Source organism: uncultured Rhodospira sp., assembly GCF_937138205.1.
Taxonomy (GTDB): Bacteria; Pseudomonadota; Alphaproteobacteria; order Rhodospirillales; family Rhodospirillaceae; genus Rhodospira.
The window spans coordinates 1-17,486 of record NZ_CAKZOT010000118.1 but is presented as its reverse complement, the minus strand read 5'-3'; the positions used below and the strand labels follow the sequence as shown (position 1 = coordinate 17,486).

Genomic DNA, 17,486 nt, shown 5'->3' with positions numbered 1-17,486 from the left:
TCCCATTTGTCCCGCTCGGCAGGGCAAACGGGACGCGTGAATCCGCCCCAACGATCTGCTCTAAGGGACCCGCAGGGCCGCCAGCCGCTCTCGGGCGCGGCGCAGGCTGTCGGCGTTTGCGGCGGCGCGAGCGGGGTTCCAGCCATCAGAACGGCGCACGAAGTCGATCAGGCGATCATTATAATTCATGCCTGTGCGGGCTGTTTGACTCGGGTCGAGGGGCAACAGGTCCATCTTCACGTTCTTCGGCGCATGCCGCCGGACCAAACCAAGAAGATGTTCTTTCGGATCCCGAACGCCCTCGACATCCTGCGGCAGTTTCACTTTCGGAATCCCACTGAAGGCCGCGAAGCCGTCTTTGTCCGCCATCAACCATGCTTCGACTTCCCGAACAGCGATGCGAAACAGGATGCCCTCGGGGATCGGGCGCCCCTTGAACCAAGCGGCGATCAATGTGTGTGGGCAATCCGTTTGGTCCAGATCGGTGAGCACGAGGCCAGGCACTCGGTGTGCCATGTTGATGAACTTGGGAAGGGATGTCTTCAAATATCCACACCCCCGGCCACCGAACCGAAGAGCAATTTCAACACCCGGAGTGGCCTCGGTTAACAAGCGTTCCGCGACAGCCTCACTTAACGAATCCTCGGTGGCCAGCCATACGCTGGTCATTGCCACAGACTCAGTTGCTCGACCCCTTTGGGGCGCGTGTTCGGCAAGACCGCCTCGGCCACTGAAAATCCAGCCTTTAGGGCAGCGACCTCGGCGTCGGTGGGGGGCACGAGCTCTGACCCCTCCTTGCTCGGCACCAGCCGGATGACCGCGCCGGCATCAATGCCGGGGTTGCTCAACATCGCTTCGCTGTGGGTGCTGATGATGACCTGTCGTTTGTGCTTGGCATCCCGCTGGGCGCGGGCGATGAGGGCGGGCAACTGCTCGACGACGGCGTTGTGCAGGGAGAGTTCGGGTTCCTCGATCAAGAGAAGGCCTTTGCCTTCGAGAAGAGACCAGAGAATGCCAATGAGCCGCAAAGTTCCGTCAGAGAACCCCTCCTCCGACTGCCATGTCTTTCGAACTCGTCCGTTCTCTCCAACGGCATAAATGTGCTGCCGACCGGCAGGATCGAAGCGGAATGTCAAGCGCCCAAGGCCAGGGGCCGCAATCCTCAGGGCGTCACTGATGCTGCCCAAGTAAATTTCTCGTCTCTCACGGGGCGTATTCGCGATTCGATCCACCAAACCTTGCCCAAATGGATCTCCCTCCAGTCGATTCCCGCCAATGTCCTCCCCATGCTTGATCAATTGCGGGACAACATGGAGGTAGCCGACATTGGCAAACGTATCTGCAATCGAACGGAATTTTGCGTTTGCTCGCGTCTGTTCGAGATGCGTTTCCGTCAGCAGCGGTGGATCATTTTCGTCTTCTTGGTCTGGTCGTGAAACGAACGGAGGGTTGTCACCTTGCTGGACCAATTCGAACGTGACCAAGACCCTATCGATGGCCGCGCCACCAACAGCCCGGAATCCGAGCCCGTAGCGCCAGATTTCGTGCGGTCCATGGAGGGCATCAGATAAGGTGATTTCAATCCGGACGTCGGAGTCTTGCTTGACATACCCACACCGCAAAGACGCCAAGCCCCCTCGCTCGGCCACAGCCTGTTGCAGACCACCACCCCTCGGTTTCGCGATGTCTCGAAGAAACCGGAACACGTCGATCAGGTTGGATTTGCCCGAGGCGTTGGGGCCTATGAGGTAGGATACCGGCTGCGTCAGGTCGAACTCGGCCTTGCGGAAATTGCGCCAGTTCTTGACCTTGACGTGCGTGATGAACATGGGGGCGATCCCGGGGCCGAACGCAAAAGGGTCCGCCGGATGCACCCGACGGACCCCTTAGATCTACGCGCCGGGATCATCCCCGGCAAGACGATGCGGCGGCATCCCCCTCACCCCATCGCCTTCTTCAGCCCCGCGTCCAGGGCATCCAGGAACTGGGTGGTGGTCAGGAACGGCTGGTCCTTGCCGATCAGCAGGGCGAGGTCCTTGGTCATCTGGCCGGCCTCGACGGTTTCGATGCACACGCGTTCCAGCGTTTCGGCGAAGCGCACCACCTCCGGCGTGCCGTCGAACTCGCCCCTGAACTTCAGGCCCCGGGTCCAGGCGAAGATGGACGCGATCGGGTTGGTCGAGGTCTCCTGCCCCTTCTGATGCTGGCGGAAGTGGCGGGTGACGGTGCCGTGGGCGGCCTCGGCCTCGACCACGTCGCCGTCCGGGGTCATCAGCACCGAGGTCATCAGCCCCAGCGAGCCGAAGCCCTGGGCCACGGTGTCGGACTGCACGTCGCCGTCGTAGTTCTTGCAGGCCCAGACATAGCCGCCCTCCCACTTCATGGCGCAGGCGACCATGTCGTCGATCAGGCGGTGTTCGTAGGTCAGGCCGGCGGCGTCGAACTTGTCCTTGAACTCGGTGTCGAACACCTCCTGGAACAGGTCCTTGAAGCGGCCGTCGTAGGCTTTCAGGATCGTGTTCTTGGTCGACATGTAGACCGGATAGCCGCGCGTCAGGCCGTAGTTCATGCAGGCCCGGGCGAAGCCGCGAATCGACTCGTCCAGGTTGTACATGGTCATGGCGATGCCGGACCCGGGGAAGTCGAACACCTCATGCGTGATCGGGGCGCCGCCGTCGTCGGGGGTGAAGGTGACGGTCAGCTTGCCCTTGCCCGGCACCAGGAAGTCGGTCGCCCGGTACTGGTCGCCGAAGGCGTGACGGCCGATGACGATGGGCTGGGTCCAGGTCGGCACATAGCGCGGCACGTTGTCGCAGATGATCGGCTCGCGAAAGACGGTGCCGCCCAGGATGTTGCGGATGGTGCCGTTGGGCGAGCGCCACATCTTCTTCAGGCCGAACTCCTCGACCCGCGCCTCGTCCGGGGTGATGGTGGCGCACTTGACGCCGACGCGGTGCGTCTGGATGGCGTGGGCGGCGTCGACGGTGATCTGGTCGTCGGTCTCGTCGCGCTTCTGGATCGAGAGGTCGTAATACAGCAGGTCGACATCCAGGTAGGGCCGGATCAGCTTGTCCTTGATGAAGGCCCAGATGATGCGCGTCATCTCGTCGCCGTCGAGTTCGACGATCGGGTTCTTGACCTTGATCTTCGTCATGGTGGGGTCCCCTTGGCTGGCCGGCCCGAGCCGATGCTGGCACCGCCGACACACAGGCCGGTCGCGCGGTCGGGCCGCTCACGGATTGAACCGAAGGGCGCCGGCAGCGGCGGGAGTCACTCCCGGCTGCGGAACGGCGCGTGTCCGTGGGGGTGCGCCCCCAGGGCCATGGACGGGGTCCGGGCGGTGTGCCGGTTCGGGGCGCGCACAGGCGCGACGCCGACCCGGCGACGGACGGCGCGACCTTATCAGGACGGCTCCGGATCGCAAGGGATAAGTCCGAGTCGGGGAGTCTTGGCGGGTCAGGCGGCGGGCCGGCGGGTGCGGTCGCGGTGTCCGGCGAGCAGGCCGGCAACGGAGATGTCCTCGTCCACATCGGGCCAATGGATCCCTTCGCCGCCGCCAATCAACTCCCAGCGCTCGCGGCCGGCCGGTGTTGCCTCAAGCAGGCGCGGAAACCAAGCCAGAGGGACGGACAGCTCACGGCCGTCCTCCAGCACGACATGGAGCGCGCTCCCGGAGACGCTGACGTCGACGGCCCGTGGTTCGGTCTCAAGGGTCAAAGTGCGCATACCACTGCTCCAGAAATCTTGTGTTGTTCCGCCTTACGATAGCATGAAGCGCCCCAAGTTCTACAGCGTGCATTCTTCGGCTCGTGGCCAACTCAACCGGGTTCAGCCAGAATTTCGCGGTCTTCTCAGCGGACACGACGTGAACATGAGGTGGCTCTCGCGGATGCCCTTCATCGCTGTAGAAGAAGAAGCGGTACCCGCCCTCACGCAATACAGTCGGCATTCCCACATCCATAGCATTCAGCCATGCGGCCGGCAGCAACGGCCGCTCCAGGATCTGTTCTCCGGCCGCTTGGGACCGTCGCGGCAGCACCGAGAAGGCCCTCCATCTCACGCCCCTCACGCGTGCCCGCCCTCGCCGGACAGCCGCGGCGGGTCGATGTCCAGGCGGACCAGATCAGCCTTGGTGTCTGAATTCGGGGGGGACCGAAACGGGCGCGAACACCGGATCGGGGTCGGCCTCCATCACCAGCCACTGGCCGTCGCGCACGTCCGCGCCGAACTGCCCCGGTGGCGCGCCCTTGGCGTCAGGCCCAATACCGGGCCACCCGACGTACGCGGCGCAGGCCCCGCGTCGCCCGTTCCGCGCGCTCGACGGACGGCGCGACCTTATCAGGACGGTCGGGGAAGGCAAGGGAAAGGCGCGGGCCGAGGCCCGTCAATCGGGGCGGCGCCCCGCAGAGGGAGCCGCCCGCTCGTGACGACCGGTCCTGGGACCAAGGGGCGGCCGAGACATGATATCCGGCATATCAGGGTGGGCAGCGGCGCGGTTCCCGGTTCCGGGTCGGGGGCTTTTGGCGTACCATCGGTCGGGGATTGGGGCGCGTTCGGGGCATGTCGGGTCTCGCCAACATCACGGCGGAAACGCCGCGTCACGCAACGAAGCCTGCCGCCGCGTGCGAGCGGGGGCAGGGGCGGTGCCAGTGTGCTCGGCGCGCGGGCCGGGCTTTTGCCGGGGACGTGGCTGGCGCGCACGCGGCGCGGTCCGGACGATGGCCCTTCAAATAACAGTCAGGCCGGAGAAGGAGGGTCCGATGGCGAACCCGAAACGAGTCCAGGTCGTATGTTATGATCTTCCTGCAATCAGCCGGTTTTTCCGATCCTGTGCCCTGGCGATCGCCACGCAACAGACCACCCATCTCCATTGGGAAACCTACAAGGACGATTCCGTCCTCAACGCGGTATATACCGTGATGTTCTGGAAGGAGCCGCCCGGGTTCGCCACGGTCAAGACAGCCACGCGGGCGGAGATCGAACGCCTGACCGATAAGCTGCATCAGGATTTTCTGATGCACTGGCTGCATACCCTGCATGTCCAGGGTCCCCCGGCCGCCCATGCCTATGTGACGCGAATGCAGAAGGTGCGCGCAACATCCTACGCAGCGGTTCAGGACACCTTCCGGAGTGCCACCAACATCAACATGGAGGTGGTCGGCCAGACCAACGAGGCGATCAAGCGGCTGGCCCAGGTCAAACTGGGGGCGCAAATCGGCGTGGCCGTCATTGGCGCCGTCGCCGGGGTCGGCTTCGTCGCCGCCGCCGCCGGGGGCGGGACGGCCGGGGCCAGTCTGACCATCCTCGGGCTTGAAGCGGGCGCCAGCGGCACCGCGTTCGCCGTCGCCGGCACTGCGCACTCGGTGACGCACTCGGTGATCAAGACCTGGGAAGCCGGGACCACCGCCCAGGTGGCGGGCATCGCCACGGAGGGCGGCAAGGCGACCGCGAGCGAAATCGGCGGCGCGATCGCCGACAGGACGCTCCAAAACGCCCTGCAGGGAACGGCCCGGTCGCGGCAGATCATCAAGTCCTGCGAGGGCGAGATCCGCAAGTATTCCCAGCGCCTTGCGCAGGAGGGCCTGAAAAAGAGCGCGCAACGCAAGGCTTCGAACATCGTGACCACCAGGACCGCGCGGGTGGCGTCGGAAAAGGCCGCCATCGCCGGCTATGGGCGCACCGCCGCGAACGCGGCCCGCGCGGCCAAGGCGATTCCCGTGCTCTTCGCGGCCTGGGATATCTGGGACGCCGTTGGTGACTACCGGGAAACGGTCAAGACCCTTGACTAGGTTCCGTCGCGGCGTGGTCACCGGCGGCGAGAAGGGGCGGCTGCGGCGCCAGCCGCTCGGTTGTCAGGTGTGATCGCTTCATGCTACGCCACCGCCAACCGAGGCCCCGGCGCTGGCGCGCCTCCCCATCCTGACCCGTCGCAGTGGAGACAGCCCCGATGACCGAACAAGACACCCCAACCGGCAGCGGCCAGGAACGCCCGCCCCTGCTCATCAATTTCCAGTACGCCCGCGATGTCTCCTTCGAGGCGCCGAACGCGCCCGCCATTTTCGGCGAGATGCGCTCGTCGCCGGAGATTTCGGTCAACGTCGACGTGCAGGCCCACAAGCTCGACGAGTCGCGGAATCTTTACGAGGTGCGCCTGAAGCTGGGCGCCGAGGGCAAGGTCGGCGACAAGGTCGCCTTCATCGCCGAACTGGACTACGGCGCGGCGGTGACCGTCAACGCGCCCGAGGACCACACCTACCCGCTGCTGCTGGTCGAGGCGCCGCGCCACATGTTCCCGTTCGCGCGCAACATCCTGGCGGACCTGACGCGCGATGGCGGGTTTCCGCCCGTGGTCCTGCAACCCATCGACTTCGTGGCCCTGTTCCGCCAGCGCGTGCAAGCCGCTCAGCAGGCGCAACAGGGCGCCCCGGCCGGCGGCGGCAACAGCGGCGGCGACGGCGGCACCGCCTGAGGGCGGCGGGTTCCGCTGGCGATGCCTTCGTGTCCCTGGCATGGGGACACGATCGACACAGGGTGCGCATGGTCAAGCGCGGCCGGGCCATGCCATCCTGAGACCTGCTGCCGGAGGCGGTAAGGGCGTTGCATCCGGCCGGCCGGTCCGATATGGTCCGGCGCTCCCGGCGGGGCATCGCCGGGCCGGTGGAGGGATGGCCGAGCGGTCGAAGGCGCACGCCTGGAAAGTGTGTATACCCTAACCGGGTATCGAGGGTTCGAATCCCTCTCCCTCCGCCAGATGCCTGTTCACCGCTGTTCGTGAACGACCAGAAAATCAAGGAAATCCGGGGCTTTCGGGCTCCGGATTTTTCGTATCTGTTCGCCCTTGATCGCCCCAAACCGCTGCGCAATGGTATACGCAGTGGTAGACAGGGCGGGGGCGGTTTGGTCGCGTATACCATCGCCCGGTCGCCCACAATGGGGACGCTGCGATGCCGAAGACAACACGCGGTCTGACGGCCAGAGAAGTTCAGACCATCAAGGAACCTGGCCTCCATGCCGCCGGGGATGGGGTTTATCTCCGGGTGCTGCCTTCGGGCGCCAAGAACTGGGTCTTCCGGTATCAACTGGCAGGCAAGCGCACCATGATGGGGCTCTGCGGTCACGCTGGCAGAGGCTCGCGACAAAGCCATTGATGCCCGGCGCTTGCTCGCCAAAGGGATTGATCCTGGGACAGAAAAGCGCAAGGCCAACGCCAGCGAGCGGCAAGTGGTGACGTTCAGCGAGGCGGCGCGGCAATTCATCGAGGCGAAGCGGGCCGAATGGAAGAACGACAAACACGCGGCACAATGGGGCGCAACCTTGAAGACCTACGCTGATCCGGTCATTGGCGATCTGCCCGTTGACGCAGTGACGACAGAGCATGTCCTGTCGGTGCTGACACCCATTTGGAATGAGAAGACCGAGACCGCTTCTCGCGTGCGCGGGCGGATCAAAGCGATCCTGGATTGCGCGAAGGCCAGAGGATGGCGAGAAGGCGAGAATCCGGCTGTGCATCGGCGTGCAAAAGTGCCCCACCTTGAGGGGTGATCGGCGCCGAAAAGTGCCCCACCCCGTTCTGCCTATCTTCCACCTGAGGTCGCGACCGGGGTGGAGTGGAGAGGGATGCTGCGGGTGGAGACGAATGCGCGGATACGGCGGGCACATGCGGGCGGGAAGAGCATCCGGGCGATTGCCCGGGATCATCGGATGTCGCATCACACGGTGCGGAAGTACCTGCGATCAGGGCAGACGGAGGCGGTTTACGAGCGGACCCGCCAGCCGCTGCCCCAGCTTGGGCCGTACATCGCAGTCCTCGAAGGACATCTGGAGGAGAACGAAACGCGGCCGGTCCGGGATCGGTTGAACCGTCGTCAGATTTACGAGGCCCTGGTGGTCCAGGGGTACGCCGGCAGCTACGACGCGGTGCGTCGGTATGCGGCGCGCTGGCGGGAGGGACGCCGCCGGGCGGGCGATGGGGTGACGGGTGCTTTCGTTCCCCTGGCGTTCGCGCCGGGCGAGGCCACCCAGTTCGACTGGTCGGAGGAGTGGATCGTCCTGAACGGGACGACGACGAAGGTGCAGGTGGCGCACATGCGTCTGTGCCACAGCCGGATGCCGTTCGTCTGGGTGTACCTGCGCCAGACGCTGGAGATGGTGCTGGATGCCCATGTGCGGGCGTTTGCAGTCTTCGGCGGAGCCTGCGCACGCGGCATTTACGACAACATGAAGACGGCGGTGGACGTGGTGCTCTCCGGCAAGGAGCGGCGCTTCAACCGGCGCTTCGAGGTGATGTGCTCGCACTATCTGGTCGAGCCCGTGGCGTGCACGCCGGCGGCGGGGTGGGAGAAGGGTCAGGTGGAGAACCAGGTGGGGACGATGCGCGGTCGGTTCTTCCGGCCCCGGCCCCGGGTCTCCAGCCTGGAGGAGCTGAATCGCTGGCTTGAGGAGTCCTGCCGGTCGTGGGCGCAAGGGGCACGGCATCCCGAGCAGCCGGAACGGACGGTCTGGGAGGTCTTCGAGGCCGAGCGGGCGGCGTTGCGCGCGGCCCCGGTAGCGTTCGACGGATACCGGGAGGTGGAGACGACCGCCTCGCGGACCTGCCTGGTTCGCCATGAGCGGAACCAGTACAGCGTGGCGGCTCACGCGGCCAATGGCCCGGTCCAGGTTCGGGTGTACGCCGATCGGATCGTCATCATGAAGGACGGTGTGGTGATCGGCGCCCACGCGCGGCGCTTCGGGCGCGGCGAGGTGTCCTACGATCCGGTCCATTACATCCCGATCCTGGCGCGCAAGCCGGGCGCGCTGAGGAACGGCGCGCCGTTCCGGGACTGGCAGATGCCGGCCGGCCTGGCCCAGGTTCAGCGCCGCCTGGGGCGGTCCGACGAGGCGGATCGGCAGTTCGTCCGCATCCTGGCGGCCATCCCGGAGCATGGTGTCGAGGCCGTGGACGCGGCCTGCCGGGAGGCGCTGGCGCAGAACACCTGCCGTCCCGACGTCGTTCTGAACATCCTGCACCGACGACGGGACGGATCGCCGGCGCCGCCCATCGCCATCCCCACCCACCTGACCCTGGCGGTGCCGCCGCGGGCGGACTGTGCCCGCTACGATGCCCTGCGCGCGGCCAACGATGGCGGCTGATCAGCTTCGCTGTGACCTGACCGCCCCGCTCCCCCACCCGGCCACCCACACAAGTATCCTATCGTTGGGTGGCCGGGTGGGGGAGCGGGAGGGCAAGCCTGACAGGACTGGTATGATGGAGCGTCCTGAGATCCTGGAGATGATGCGCGCGTTGAAGCTGGCGGGCATGCGGGCCGCTCGCAGCCGATCGCATGAAGCTGGACCGTTCGCGGTCCAGCTTCATGCGTGAATCGGCTGCAGAGTCATGACCTGGGCGCGGATTCACGCACCACATCGCGTTCCCTGGGGGACCCGACGTGGTGCGAGCCGCGCCCGGACGAGGTGTTGCGCGACGGTCTGAACCGGAACCGCCGACCCCAGGAGATTCTCGGCGACCTGCTGCGTGCCGAGATCGCGGAGAAACGGGCCCGATCGATCCGCTATCAGCTCGCCGCCGCCCGGTTCCCGGTGACCAAGACGTTGGAGGAGTTCGACTTCTCGGCGGCCAGCGCGGTCAACGAAGCGGTGGTCCGGACCCTGCACGACGGAGACTTCCTGGCCACCCAGCGCAACGTGGTGCTGGTGGGTGGCACCGGCACGGGCAAAACCCATCTGGCGACGGCCATCGCCGCCCACTGCATCCGCCAGGGGGCGCGCGGTCGGTTCTTCACGGCCATCGACCTGGTCAACCGGCTGGAGGCGGAGGCCCGGGCCGGAAAGGCCGGCCGCCTGGCCGACCAGCTGCGCCGGGTCGACCTGGTGGTGCTGGACGAACTGGGCTATCTGCCCTTCGCCCAGACCGGTGGTCAGCTGCTGTTCCACCTGATCAGCCGCCTGTACGAGACCACGTCGGTGATCGTGACGACGAACCTTGGCTTCGCCGAGTGGGCGTCCGTCTTCGGCGACGCCAAGATGACCACCGCGCTGCTCGACCGGCTCACCCACCACTGCGACATCCTCGAGACCGGCAACGAGAGCTGGCGGTTCCGCAATCGCTCGTAAGCGCTGCCCAGGCGGGTCCACAGGCCCCTCCCCGCCGGGCCCCGCCGCCGGCCCCCTGACGGGCGCGGCGGCGCCCGGCCGGGTCCTTCCCGTGGACTGCCTGGACAGCCCTACTCAACCGCCAGTGTGGGGCTGTTTTGCAAGCCGATCCCGGGGCAATTTTGGACGCCGATTGACAATTGTCCGACGAGCAGGTGGAGGATCTGTTTGCGCAGTTCGACGGCTGTGCCTACAACATGAATCGGGCGGGTTAACTGACCGGCGTGATGGCTGGTTAGGGCAGGCGTGTGTCCAAACGGAGGGCAAAATGAGAAACATAGCGGACATGGCGATCACGATGGCGTGAAACACGCCCAAAGCGGCTTTCAGGCTTCCGCCGACACCGCCGACCCGGCCAAACAGGCGGTTGTTCGAGGTTCCCACATTGTGTTAATCATGCCGCACTGCCCTAAATCTTCGACATGCTAATGGGAAGGGTTGTTTTGATGGCTAAGAGCACTTCAGAATTGCATGTTGCTATAGTTAAAATCTTCAAAGATGTGATGGATGTGGAAGATATTGAGATCACGAATGAGACTACGGCCGACGATGTTGAAGAGTGGGACAGCCTTAGCCACGTGCGCCTTATAGTGGCTGTAGAAAAAAAGTACGCCATAAAGTTTTCAGATGCTGAAATCGAAAGCCTGAGGAAGTTTGGCGATCTGGTGACTGCTGTTGCCAGAAAAACTAATGCCTGACGGGAGAGTTATGTTGATTTTATGTTTTGGAGACTTGATGGGCGATCTGCATCAAATTTGGCCCCCTCCCTTAGGGTAGTGATGATGCGCACGATATCAGAAGGCTATTTACCATGGCTTCCTCCTCAGCCAGAAACAGTGCGAGCCATAATTCGCGGCTTGTCAGATCTGTCAGCTGATGGTCAACTCGACGCGCTAGCGGCCTTGACGCGAACAGACCTGGACAGCAACCATATCGCGAAGGTCGATACCCGGCTAAGGGCCCTGCAGGACGCCGCAAGGCCACTTGCACGCTTTCGTCTGGCTATCCTGGCCACAGGAACTTTTGACTTTACGGTTCCAGCCCTGCGTGTAGCCGCGTTCCGCCACGGGGTGCGGTTGGAGACCTATCTGCCGGGGTACGGGCAGACCGCCGCCGAAGTGCTCAATCCCAACAGCGGTCTGCATGCCTTCCAGGCCGATGGCGTATTGCTGGCAGAGACCGCCGCCGGCCTGGGTCTGGCCGCGCCCATCGTGGATCCGGGCGAGGCCGATGCCGCGGTGGAGCGCGCCGCCCAGTCGGTTGCCGCGCTGGTGGAGCGGCTGCAGGCGGCGGGCGTGGGCACGGTTTTGCTGCAAACCCTGCCGCCACCCTTGGCCGGCTGGTCCGGTCATGCGGACGCCCGCTTGCCGGGGGCGCCGGCGGCGATGATCCAGCGGCTCAACGGCCGGCTGGCGGACTTGGCGGCCTCGCATCAGGCGGTGCTGTTCGACGTGGCGGCGCTGGCGGGGCGGGTCGGCCTGGACCGCTGGTACGATCCCAGGCTGACCTACCGCGCCAAGGTGCCGTTCAACCTGACCTATCTGCCGCTCTACGCCGATCACGTCGCCCGTCTGCTGCGGGCCGTGCGCGGGCTGTCTGCGAAGTGTCTGGTGCTGGACCTGGACAACACCTGCTGGGGCGGCGTCGTCGGCGACGACGGCCTGAACGGCATCCGCATCGGCCAGGGCAGCGCGGAGGGAGAGGCCCATCTCGCCCTGCAGACCTACGCCCTGCACCTGAAGCAGCGCGGCATCGTTCTGGCCGTGTGCTCCAAGAACGACGAGGCCATCGCCCGCCAGCCGTTCGAACACCTGCCCGACATGGCGCTGCGACTGGACGACATCGCGGTGTTCGTCGCCAACTGGACCGACAAGGCCACCAACCTGCAACGCATCGCGACCACCTTGAACATTGGGGTCGATGCGCTGGTCTTCGTCGACGACAACCCGGCCGAACGGGCGCGGGTGCGCCAGATGCTGCCCGCGGTCAATGTCGTCGAACTGGCGGACGACCCGGCGGACTATGTGCCGCTGCTGGCTGGGTCGGGCTATTTCGAGACGCTCACCCTGACCGCCGACGACATGCAGCGCGCCGACCAGTACCGCGCCAACGCGGCGCGGGCGGCGGCCCTGGAGACCATCGGGGACTACGACGCCTATCTGCGCTCCCTCGCGATGGAGTGCGCGGTGGCCCCGTTCGACGAGACCGGGCGGGCGCGCATCACCCAGCTCATCAACAAGACCAACCAGTTCAATCTGACGACCCGGCGCTACACCGAGGCCGAGGTCACGCGGATGGAGCAGGACCCGGACACCCTGACCTTCCAGGTGCGGCTGAAGGACACCTTCGGCGACAACGGCATGATCGCCGTCCTGATCCTGCGCCCGTTCGAGGATGCGTATCTGTGCGATACGTGGCTGATGAGCTGCCGGGTGCTGGAACGGCGGGTTGAGCAGGCGGTTCTGGCGGTGGCGGTCGCCGCCCTGAAGGAAAAGGGTGTCGCGCGCCTGTACGCGGACTATCGCCCGACCGCCAAGAACGGCCTGGTCCGGGAGTTGCTGCCGTCCCTCGGTTTCGCGCCGGTCGGGCCGATCGAGGACGACGGCACCCGCTATGTGCTGGATCTGGACCGCCACGTCCGGCCGGATCTGCCGATGACCCTGACCCTGGCACCGTCCCTTCAGTCGGCATGGCGAGAGGCCGCATGACCCCCACCTTGAGCGAACTCCTTACCGGCCGTCCGGCCACGACCACGCTGGCGGACGCCGTTCTGAAGGTCTGGCCGGAGCATGAGGCCTATCTGACCAAGAGCCTGTCCGTGCGCGATGCGCCGGTGCTGGAGATGACGGAGTGGCTGGCCGAGGCGGCCGTGATCCTGGGCGGGGATCGCCTGCACACCATCGCCGAAAACTACCGATGGACCTGCGACCGCCTGCGAGAGGAAGAACTGCACTTCCACCGGCATGGGTCCTATCGGCTGACGACCTTCGAGGCCGCAAACGCCGAGGTCTATTCCGACGACGCCTACATGGAACGCTATATCGACGGCCTGCTGCTCAGTCAGGTGTTCTGGTCGAACCATGTGGAGTCCTGCAATTTCTATTTCCGCGAGGTCCCGAAGGTCCTGAAGGACTCCGCTCGCCTGCTGGAGATCGGACCCGGCCACGGCCTGATGCTGTATCTGTCCCTGAAGACGTTCGGTCTGGCGGGGGCGACGGCCTGGGATATTTCGCCCGTTTCGGTGGACCAGAGCCGGCGGGCGTTGGAGCGGCTGGGGGCATCCGGCGCGACCTTCGCCGTCCAGGACATCATGCAGTTGGCTCCAGGGGCGGCGGCCTTCGATCTGGTGGTGATGAGCGAGGTGCTGGAGCATCTGGAGGACCCGCGGCGGGCCCTGACCAGCATCCGGAACGTGATGGCCGTTGGGGCGTATCTGTTCGTCAACGTGCCCATCAACAGCCCGTCGCCGGACCACATCTACCTGCTGGAAACGGTCGAGGACGTGCTGGCCCTGGTCGAAACGGCCGGTTTCCGCGTCGTATCGCACGGCGCCTTCGCCAGCCAGGGCAAGGAATTGAAACGCGCCCTGCGGCAAAAGATATCGGTCTCGGTCTGCGTCATCGCGGTCGCTGGGGATTGATCCCATGCTGTTCAATTCATATCAGTTCGTTGGCCTGTATCTGCCAATCGTCTTAATTGGTTACTACCTTCTCATCTATCTGAAGCAACGGCGGTTCCTGTTCATCTACCTTGTCTGCACATCGCTGGTGTTTTACGGGGCCTGGAACCCGATCTATGTGCTGCTTCTGATCGCCTCGGTGCTCGTCAATTTCGGGTTCGGCCGCCTCATACGGGCGGCCCGATCGCGGGAGCGTTCGGCATGGCTACCGCTGACAGCGGGGGTGGTGTTCAATCTGGGACTGCTCGGCTACTACAAGTACGCGAACTTCTTCGCCGAGAATTATGAGGCGCTGTCGGGCCAGACGCTGGACCTGCCCCATATCATCCTGCCGCTGGCGATCTCGTTCTACACGTTCCAGCAGATCGCCTACCTGATCGACGTCAGCCGCGACCGGGTCGAACGCGCCAGCCTCTGGCGCTACACCACGTTCGTCATCTTCTTTCCGCAGCTCATCGCCGGCCCGATCGTCCACTACAAGGACATGGTGCCGCAGTTCTTCGGCCGGCATCTCGGGCGCTTCGGTCTGGCCCATCTGTCGGTCGGGCTGACCATCTTCGCCATCGGCCTGTTCAAGAAGACGGTCATCGCGGACAGCGCCGCCCTGTATGCCTCGCCGGTGTTCGACAGCGCGGCAGCCGGCAACGAGATCGGCTTCGCCCAGGCCTGGACGGCGGCGATCTGCTACACCATCCAGCTCTATTTCGACTTCTCGGGCTATTCGGACATGGCCATCGGCCTCGCCCGCATGTTCGGGATCCGGCTGCCGTTGAACTTCCATTCCCCGCTGCGCGCCGTCAGCATCATCGAGTACTGGCGCCGCTGGCATATGACCCTGCAGCAGTTCATCGTCGCCTACATGTACCAGCCGCTCGCCGTCGCCCTGACCCGCCGGGTCGCGGAGATGGAGATGGGCAAGTGGTCCACGTTCTGGGTGGTTACGGGGTTGCCGACGGTGACGATCTTCGTCGTCATCGGCTTGTGGCACGGCGCCGGCTGGACCTTCGTCGTGTTCGGCCTGATGCATGGCACCTATCTGGCCGTCAACGAGTTCTGGCGCACCTATCGGCGCAAGGCGCGGCGAAAGGACCCGCCCGGCGTGGGGTCGATCGCGGCCTACCACGGCCTGACCCTGCTGTGCGTCATCCTGGCCAACGTCATGTTCCGCGCGGAGAGCGTAGGGGACGCCGTGGCGATCTGGGCCGGAATGGTGGACGTTTCCACCCTGGGCAGCCTCGCCGCCCTGATCCCGGTGAGCGCGGCCGATGTGATCGCAAAGCCGCTGGTGTTCGCCCTGCTGGCCTGCCTGCTGATCTTCGTGTTCCCGAACACCCAGCAGATCATGGGCCGCTACCGCCCGGCCATCGACTGGGACCGCTGGAAGCATGAGGCGCGGCCCCTGGTGTCGTTCCAGTGGCGGCCGACCGTGGCGGGCGCGCTGTTCACCGGCACCGTGCTGTATCTGGGGATCATGGCCATCGGCAATCGCCAGTCCGAGTTCATCTATTTCAATTTCTAGGAGGTCCCGATGGCGCGACCCCTGTCCCTGAAACTGTGGCTCGGGCTTGTGGTGGTTCTGTTCTGCGGTCTCACCGCGGCGACGCTGGCGATTCCGAACAGCCCCTACGTCCGCTATCAGTCGCTGAACGATACGATTTTCGGCCGCGCGACCTGGATCTTCGAGCGGATCCACGACGATCCGGCCCCGATCGACGTGCTGTTCGTGGGCTCCTCGCGGGTCGGGCGCGGCGTGACCGCCTCCATTCTGGAGGACAAGCTGGCTGCGCGCGGTCAGCCTCTGGGGGTCGCCAACATCTCCATGCCGGCCACCGGCTTCGACATCCGCCTGACCACCATCCGCGAGGCGCTGAAAGCCCGGCCCGAGATCAAACTGATCGTGTTCGGCGTCACGGAGCAGATGCCGCGTGACGGGCACCAAGCGTTCGTCGAGATCGCCACCGCGCGCGAGGTTCTGACGAGTCCGTGGCTGTTGAACCGGAACCTGCCGGCGAACCTGACCCGGCTGCCCTTCCGGCAGGCGTCGCTTGGGCTGGCAAGTGTGGTGCCGGAGGCGTTCGGCCGCCGGGCCGCGTTCGACCCGGCCGCCTATCTCGGCTCCACGCCCGACCTGCGGACATTCAACGATCCGGACTGGAGCCGCGCGGGTGAGGACGCCGAACTGGCGGACCCGGAACACGCTGCGATGCTGGACCGGCAGAGCGCGCGCCGGTATCGCGAACTGACCAAGGCCATCCTTCCGGAATCCCTGGCCTGGATCGAGTTCGGGGTGCCGCGCACCTACATCGAGCGGCTGGCCGACCTCGCCGACCGCCACGGGGTCCGCTTGGTGTTTCTGTATCTGCCGTTTTACAAGGGCTTTGACGCCCCACTGGATGCAGACTATCTGCGCGGGCTCGGCGATCTCTGGCTCGGCACCGTTTACCAGGGCGATCCCGAGAACTTCATTGATTCGGGCCATGCCTCGTACCGGGGCGCCGAACTGCTGACGGACTGGCTTGTCGACCGCATCCTGGCCACCCTGGGAACCGACTCATGACCACCGCTCTCGGATCCGCCCTGCGACTGCATCACGTCGGGATCATCCTGCCCGACATGGACGACGTCGCGGGATTCCTGACCATGATGGGCCATACGGAAGACTACCGGGGCTACGTCGATCGGTTTCAGTGCTGGTGCGTGTTCTGCGCCGCGCCGGAGGGCTCGGCTCAGGTTGAGTTGGTCGTGCCTACCGGGGGTTCTCTGGCCCGCTTCAACAAGGGCTCCGGCGGCGTACATCACTACGCCTACGAGACCCCGGATATCCGGGCGGTGCAGGCTACCCTGGCCGAGCAAGGCGTGCGCATGCTGGAGGACGAGCCGGTCAAAGGCGCCGGGACCTTCCTGTGCAATTTCGTGCATCCCGTGGCGACACGCGGCATCATGATCGAATACGTGCAGCCCTTGTGATAGGGCTGGGCGTCCGTCCCCAGGGGAAGCCCCCAAGGGAAACCCAGCGGAAGCCTCCCGCCCGATCCGCCCACCCAGTCTCCACGAGGTGATGCCATGAGCGGCCGTATCCTGTCCTGCCTGCGCGTCGGCGCCGTTCTCGGCGCGGTCGGTCTAGTGGCTGGCCTGCTCGGCGGTGGCCTGCCCCGATCCGGCCGGGACCGTGACCACCGTGACCGGGGGCCAGTCGAACGCGGCCAACAACATCTCCGGCGAGGCCACCCCGGCCGAGCGCCTGGGACGGGTCTATACCTTCTTCGACGGCCAGTGTTTCCAGGCCGAGGCTCCCGTCCTCGGGGCCTCCAAGGGTCTGGGTCTGAACAGCCTGTGGACGGCCTTCGGCGCGCGGCTGACCGACACCCTGGACCGTGATGTGCTGTTCATCCACGGGGCCGTCGGGGGCACGCAGGCCGCCGACTGGATGAACGACCGCTCCGTCTACTACGCTGCGCTGCGAGACAGGGTGGCCGACGCCACGGCTGCGGGCTTCACGCCGCGCGTCATCATCTGGCACCAGGGGGAGACGGACGCTAAGATAGCCCGCTCCGAAGCGCAGATCATCGCGGACTATACCCGTCTGACCGACACGCCTGGGTTCGCGGTCGATAGGCACACCCGGGCGGTCTGGTCGATGCCAAGATGTTGAGAT

Annotated in this window: 17 protein-coding genes, 1 tRNA gene and 1 pseudogene; 14 read left to right on the top strand and 5 right to left on the bottom strand. The window is 65.4% G+C overall.

Annotated elements, in window-relative coordinates; translation table 11 throughout:
- Positions 1-60: 60 nt before the first annotated feature.
- The 5 genes from Q0309_RS18430 to Q0309_RS18410 all read right to left on the bottom strand — a co-directional run bounded on the left by Q0309_RS18430 (position 61) and on the right by Q0309_RS18410 (position 3,949).
- On the bottom strand, positions 61-669 hold the full coding sequence (locus Q0309_RS18430; protein ID WP_299444739.1) for a hypothetical protein: 609 nt from the start codon (positions 667-669) through the stop codon (positions 61-63).
- Positions 666-1,829 carry an AAA family ATPase gene (locus tag Q0309_RS18425; protein WP_299444738.1) on the bottom strand — a complete coding sequence of 388 codons (1,164 nt, stop codon included), beginning with the start codon at positions 1,827-1,829 and terminating at the stop codon, positions 666-668. The genes Q0309_RS18430 and Q0309_RS18425 overlap by 4 nt, the downstream gene beginning before the upstream one ends.
- 110 nt (positions 1,830-1,939) lie before the next feature.
- Positions 1,940-3,154: an NADP-dependent isocitrate dehydrogenase gene (locus Q0309_RS18420; protein ID WP_299444736.1), complete on the bottom strand. Its 1,215-nt coding sequence runs from the start codon at positions 3,152-3,154 to the stop codon at positions 1,940-1,942.
- 302 nt (positions 3,155-3,456) lie between these two features.
- Positions 3,457-3,726: a DUF2442 domain-containing protein gene (locus Q0309_RS18415; protein ID WP_299444734.1), complete on the bottom strand. Its 270-nt coding sequence runs from the start codon at positions 3,724-3,726 to the stop codon at positions 3,457-3,459.
- Complete coding sequence (locus Q0309_RS18410; protein ID WP_299444787.1) at positions 3,707-3,949, bottom strand: DUF4160 domain-containing protein; 243 nt, start codon at positions 3,947-3,949, stop codon at positions 3,707-3,709. The genes Q0309_RS18415 and Q0309_RS18410 overlap by 20 nt, the downstream gene beginning before the upstream one ends.
- 811 nt (positions 3,950-4,760) lie before the next feature.
- Here Q0309_RS18410 and Q0309_RS18405 point away from each other — a divergent pair.
- From Q0309_RS18405 to Q0309_RS18345, 14 genes and pseudogenes are all read left to right on the top strand, one after another.
- Positions 4,761-5,789 carry a hypothetical protein gene (locus Q0309_RS18405; RefSeq protein WP_299444732.1) on the top strand — a complete coding sequence of 343 codons (1,029 nt, stop codon included), beginning with the start codon at positions 4,761-4,763 and terminating at the stop codon, positions 5,787-5,789.
- A gap of 158 nt (positions 5,790-5,947) precedes the next feature.
- On the top strand, positions 5,948-6,469 hold the full coding sequence (gene secB / locus Q0309_RS18400) for a protein-export chaperone SecB (protein ID WP_299444730.1): 522 nt from the start codon (positions 5,948-5,950) through the stop codon (positions 6,467-6,469).
- A gap of 190 nt (positions 6,470-6,659) precedes the next feature.
- Positions 6,660-6,750 (top strand) — tRNA-Ser (locus Q0309_RS18395).
- Positions 6,751-6,944: 194 nt separating this feature from the next.
- Positions 6,945-7,143: pseudogene (locus Q0309_RS18675) on the top strand (Arm DNA-binding domain-containing protein); the annotation flags it as partial.
- 15 nt (positions 7,144-7,158) lie between these two features.
- Entirely contained in the window at positions 7,159-7,542 is a 384-nt protein-coding gene (locus Q0309_RS18390) for a hypothetical protein (protein WP_366940668.1), read from the top strand.
- A 75-nt stretch (positions 7,543-7,617) separates the two neighbouring features.
- Positions 7,618-9,132 (top strand): IS21 family transposase, encoded by a 1,515-nt coding sequence (gene istA / locus Q0309_RS18385; RefSeq protein ID WP_299444729.1) that lies wholly within the window; start codon positions 7,618-7,620, stop codon positions 9,130-9,132.
- A gap of 321 nt (positions 9,133-9,453) precedes the next feature.
- A complete protein-coding gene (gene istB / locus Q0309_RS18380; RefSeq protein WP_299444783.1) occupies positions 9,454-10,113 on the top strand; it encodes an IS21-like element helper ATPase IstB in 660 nt (219 codons plus the stop codon).
- A 485-nt stretch (positions 10,114-10,598) separates the two neighbouring features.
- Positions 10,599-10,850 (top strand): acyl carrier protein, encoded by a 252-nt coding sequence (locus tag Q0309_RS18375; protein ID WP_299444727.1) that lies wholly within the window; start codon positions 10,599-10,601, stop codon positions 10,848-10,850.
- Between the two features lie 21 nt (positions 10,851-10,871).
- On the top strand, positions 10,872-12,860 hold the full coding sequence (locus Q0309_RS18370) for an HAD-IIIC family phosphatase (protein WP_366940666.1): 1,989 nt from the start codon (positions 10,872-10,874) through the stop codon (positions 12,858-12,860).
- The gene (locus Q0309_RS18365) at positions 12,857-13,792 is read left to right on the top strand and encodes a class I SAM-dependent methyltransferase (protein WP_299444723.1); all 936 of its coding nucleotides are present in this window, start codon (positions 12,857-12,859) and stop codon (positions 13,790-13,792) included. The genes Q0309_RS18370 and Q0309_RS18365 overlap by 4 nt, the downstream gene beginning before the upstream one ends.
- A 4-nt stretch (positions 13,793-13,796) precedes the next feature.
- Complete coding sequence (locus tag Q0309_RS18360; protein ID WP_299444721.1) at positions 13,797-15,350, top strand: MBOAT family O-acyltransferase; 1,554 nt, start codon at positions 13,797-13,799, stop codon at positions 15,348-15,350.
- Between the two features lie 9 nt (positions 15,351-15,359).
- A complete protein-coding gene (locus Q0309_RS18355; RefSeq protein ID WP_299444718.1) occupies positions 15,360-16,388 on the top strand; it encodes a hypothetical protein in 1,029 nt (342 codons plus the stop codon).
- Positions 16,385-16,798: a VOC family protein gene (locus tag Q0309_RS18350; RefSeq protein WP_299444716.1), complete on the top strand. Its 414-nt coding sequence runs from the start codon at positions 16,385-16,387 to the stop codon at positions 16,796-16,798. The genes Q0309_RS18355 and Q0309_RS18350 overlap by 4 nt, the downstream gene beginning before the upstream one ends.
- Positions 16,799-17,000: 202 nt before the next feature.
- Positions 17,001-17,483 (top strand): sialate O-acetylesterase, encoded by a 483-nt coding sequence (locus Q0309_RS18345; protein WP_299444714.1) that lies wholly within the window; start codon positions 17,001-17,003, stop codon positions 17,481-17,483.
- The last annotated feature ends 3 nt before the right edge of the window (positions 17,484-17,486 follow it).

Excerpts from the sequence above, each read along its gene's own strand:
- Q0309_RS18365 (WP_299444723.1), top strand. The coding sequence starts at position 12,857 with ATGACCCCCACCTTGAGCGAACTCCTTACCGGCCGTCCGGCCACGACC.
- Q0309_RS18360 (WP_299444721.1), top strand. The coding sequence starts at position 13,797 with ATGCTGTTCAATTCATATCAGTTCGTTGGCCTGTATCTGCCAATCGTC.
- Q0309_RS18420 (WP_299444736.1), bottom strand. The coding sequence starts at position 3,154 with ATGACGAAGATCAAGGTCAAGAACCCGATCGTCGAACTCGACGGCGAC.
- Q0309_RS18370 (WP_366940666.1), top strand. The coding sequence starts at position 10,872 with ATGTTTTGGAGACTTGATGGGCGATCTGCATCAAATTTGGCCCCCTCC.
- Q0309_RS18355 (WP_299444718.1), top strand. The coding sequence starts at position 15,360 with ATGGCGCGACCCCTGTCCCTGAAACTGTGGCTCGGGCTTGTGGTGGTT.
- Q0309_RS18410 (WP_299444787.1), bottom strand. The coding sequence starts at position 3,949 with ATGCCGACTGTATTGCGTGAGGGCGGGTACCGCTTCTTCTTCTACAGC.
- Q0309_RS18425 (WP_299444738.1), bottom strand. The coding sequence starts at position 1,829 with ATGTTCATCACGCACGTCAAGGTCAAGAACTGGCGCAATTTCCGCAAG.
- Q0309_RS18415 (WP_299444734.1), bottom strand. The coding sequence starts at position 3,726 with ATGCGCACTTTGACCCTTGAGACCGAACCACGGGCCGTCGACGTCAGC.
- Q0309_RS18375 (WP_299444727.1), top strand. The coding sequence starts at position 10,599 with ATGGCTAAGAGCACTTCAGAATTGCATGTTGCTATAGTTAAAATCTTC.
- Q0309_RS18350 (WP_299444716.1), top strand. The coding sequence starts at position 16,385 with ATGACCACCGCTCTCGGATCCGCCCTGCGACTGCATCACGTCGGGATC.
- istA (WP_299444729.1), top strand. The coding sequence starts at position 7,618 with ATGCTGCGGGTGGAGACGAATGCGCGGATACGGCGGGCACATGCGGGC.
- Q0309_RS18405 (WP_299444732.1), top strand. The coding sequence starts at position 4,761 with ATGGCGAACCCGAAACGAGTCCAGGTCGTATGTTATGATCTTCCTGCA.
- Q0309_RS18430 (WP_299444739.1), bottom strand. The coding sequence starts at position 669 with ATGACCAGCGTATGGCTGGCCACCGAGGATTCGTTAAGTGAGGCTGTC.
- secB (WP_299444730.1), top strand. The coding sequence starts at position 5,948 with ATGACCGAACAAGACACCCCAACCGGCAGCGGCCAGGAACGCCCGCCC.